Origin of the sequence: Caballeronia arationis (assembly GCF_001544975.2) — a bacterium.
GTDB lineage: Bacteria > Pseudomonadota > Gammaproteobacteria > Burkholderiales > Burkholderiaceae > Caballeronia > Caballeronia arationis.
The window spans coordinates 1-2928 of sequence record NZ_FCOG02000322.1 but is presented as its reverse complement, the minus strand read 5'-3'; the positions used below and the strand labels follow the sequence as shown (position 1 = coordinate 2928).

General features: G+C 58.0%; 3 protein-coding genes. All 3 read left to right on the top strand.

Features of this window, described 5'->3' with window-relative positions:
• Positions 1 to 777 (top strand): flagellar brake protein (locus tag AWB81_RS41610; RefSeq protein ID WP_235026211.1); only part of this gene is annotated, 777 nt, incomplete at its 5' end.
• A 218-nt stretch (positions 778 to 995) separates the two neighbouring features.
• The gene (locus AWB81_RS41605) at positions 996 to 1262 is read left to right on the top strand and encodes a hypothetical protein (RefSeq protein ID WP_062644309.1); all 267 of its coding nucleotides are present in this window, start codon (positions 996 to 998) and stop codon (positions 1260 to 1262) included.
• Between the two features lie 467 nt (positions 1263 to 1729).
• Complete coding sequence (locus tag AWB81_RS41600; RefSeq protein ID WP_062644307.1) at positions 1730 to 2245, top strand: hypothetical protein; 516 nt, start codon at positions 1730 to 1732, stop codon at positions 2243 to 2245.
• The last annotated feature ends 683 nt before the right edge of the window (positions 2246 to 2928 follow it).

Here is a 2928-nt window from a genome sequence, read left to right as displayed (position 1 = left end):
ATCACGATGATTGCCGATCCTTCCCTGACCAACGAAAGCGCGGTGAAGACGAATGCGTGGGAGACCGACGACCGCTACGCGCAGCGGCTCACACCGCAGATCGCGCTGTGCATGCGGCGCATGCTGACGCGCGGCGACTTCCTGACAGTCGAATTCGACGGCACGCAGTTCGTGACGCAGTTGCTCGACGTCGATTCGCGCGGCGCGCGCTTTATCTTCGATTTCGGCAGCACGCCGCGTGAAAACCGCGAACTCGTCCATGCCGACGAGCTCACGTTCCGCAGCCAGCCGTCGGGCATTCGAACCCGGTTCGTGACGGGGCGTGCCTTCGCGACGTCCTTCGAAGGGCGCCCGGCCTTCGAAGCGCCGTTTCCCAAACTGCTCCATTACGTGCAGCGCCGCGAGTACTACCGCGTCGATACGCCGATGTTCGATGCGTTCATCGCCAGCGGGGCCGATGGCGCGGGCGTCGCGTTCCAGTTCGAATTGCAGGACCTGTCGCTCGGCGGCGTGCTGTTACGCACGAGGGACACGCGTTTCGAATCGCTCGCGCAGGGCACAATCTGGAAAAACGTGAGGGTGCAATTGGGCGGACTCGGCGCGGTGCCGGTGGATTTGGAGATCGTCGCGCCTCGTCAGGTGGTCACGCCGACCGGCGAGCGCCGCACCGTTCTAGGCTGCCGGTTCGTCGATCTGAAGGGAAATACGGAACGCGTACTGCAGCGTGTGATTACGCAGTTGGAAATGCACCGCAAGGAGCGCGCGGAGCGGTTCTAAAACGTCGGTTTACGGTCGTCTAAGATCTTCATGGACGTTTTCTCGACACGGTGTCAAGTGCAGCTCTGCTGGGCTCCAAGGTTAGAGCTTTGCGTGCGTTGCGAGTGCACCGCGCGAGACTTTGCATCGGCCAATTGGTAGAGGATTGCTATAGGGGGGACATGGTGTGGCGCTTTCCGGAAACACTAAACCAACTTGCCGATAGGTGGACGGTTTTGATGAATCAGGTAAATCGCCAGATCGATCTCTATCCGAGCGAACTCTATGTTGACGTCCGAGCTTTCATCGACGAGACGGAGAGGATCGTCAAACCCGATCCATTCGAGCAGGACGTGTTACGCACGGTTCGCCGCCTGGCCGAAGACGGAAAGCTGAAAATCGCGTTGTTTCGGCTGCGCGAGGTCATCGACGACCGACTCGAGGGACGGAGACATCGGCCACCGATTGAATCCACGCCGGACGCTCGGGTCAAACGGTGCTTGTAGCGGCGACGACGTGCAAAGTTCTGTTACGCCGGCGCGCTAGCCCAGCTCCCCCGGCTCCATCGCATAGAAGTTCTCTGCAGAATCGACGCCGTGAGGTTTTGTGGACTTTGCTGACTACCAGTCGGGGAAGCAAGGGAAAGGTAGCCGCAATTCTTTGAAAGCAACCGCTGTCTATGCATCGGGTCTAAGCTGGTCAGGGCTAGGGGGCTACACTTGAGTCCAACGCTGTTATCGAGCGATCTCGTCTAGGCGGCGGTCACGACCCCTACGTTAGCTTTGCGTTCATCGTCATGCCGGAGACGATCGCAGATATCGCCCGCCGTGGCATGGAGGACGCGACACACATTGAGCTAGCCAGACGCGAAGGACTGTCTACAATGTGAGTGCAGGCGAATCTGCAACGGCGGTCTCTTCAGGGGTAACGGTCGGTACTGTGACGTTTCAATTCCTTCATTGGAGGCATGCCCATGACGTGCCTGAGCGAAAGGATTGTCGGCGCAATATTTTGTATGCTGAGCGGATATGCGTTCGCTGAAAGCCTCGTCATCGATTCGTCCGAAACGATGATGGTTGCGAACATCGCGCCCCTGCCCGAGCTTGTTCCGCCCATACCAGAACCGCAACGCTATTTGCATAGCTATGAAATGGAATCTCAGCCGAATCAAGGAAAGTCGTCTTACGCGCAGATGGCGGATTTTTATAGTGCGCAGGTAACACACGACTTTGGATTCGGGGCCGGGAAAACCACACCAACGCCTGTGCCGGTCCTCCAGCAGGCCTCGAATTTTCTACATCCGGGTCCGTCGACGGCACCGCAAATCTCGATCGTCCAGTTGCCGACCACGGTTTTAACGCTGGGTGCGCAACCGCAACGAAGGCTGTCGCTAACAGTCGATGACTGGGTATTTTCTGCCACGGCGCGTCTTGCAGTTCTCCATTCGCACGATACAGGCGCGACGGTTTCTGTTCGGCACGGCTTTTAAGCCGAGCTCCACAGTTAGCTCGATACCCGCTACAGCCAGATCACTATAGCGTGGCTTCGCTGTTCCACGTTGGATCGGGTTCGGGCAAAAGGAGACGGCCGCGATCCCAATCGACGGCCGACGCGTTCAGTCAAAGCGCGTCTTTCGACATCGACGATTCACGCCCGCCTCGAATCGCTTCGAAGTCGAGGAACACCGTCGCCTGGCCGCCCGCTGGACGGCCTCGCTCTTTGCCGGGGTGGCGTGCCAGACTGGCGCGAGCGGTGGCAGTTGCACGAATTTGGCCACCCGCTTTCTGACCGGGCGCCGACGTGGAGTACCGCCATCGCGGTCGTGTTGTCCTCCTCTTGAAAACGAAGTTGAATTAAAGACGTCAACGTCCTGTAAGCAGTTCGTTCCGTCCGCCTTGCAACGGATTGACTCTGTAAGAACGTCCGTCCGGACATTCCCTTAGGCAAGGGAATCCTAAGATTTGGATTCAATTATTACGATATATTTCGGATCCGCCGTCCGCCGTTGACTGGCAATCCTACTGCGTTACCGCTCAAACGAAGTATGAAATCATTAAAGATATTGCACAGCGAATCATCCAGAGGATGGGGCGGGCAAGAAGTACGCACGTTGAAAGAGATGGTCGCGTTACGAGACCTCGGGCATCACATCGAGTTGGTGTGCCCTTGCGA

Bases quoted from the DNA above. Each gene is read 5' to 3' on its own strand.
- AWB81_RS41600 (WP_062644307.1), top strand. From the start codon at position 1,730: ATGACGTGCCTGAGCGAAAGGATTGTCGGCGCAATATTTTGTATGCTG.
- AWB81_RS41605 (WP_062644309.1), top strand. From the start codon at position 996: ATGAATCAGGTAAATCGCCAGATCGATCTCTATCCGAGCGAACTCTAT.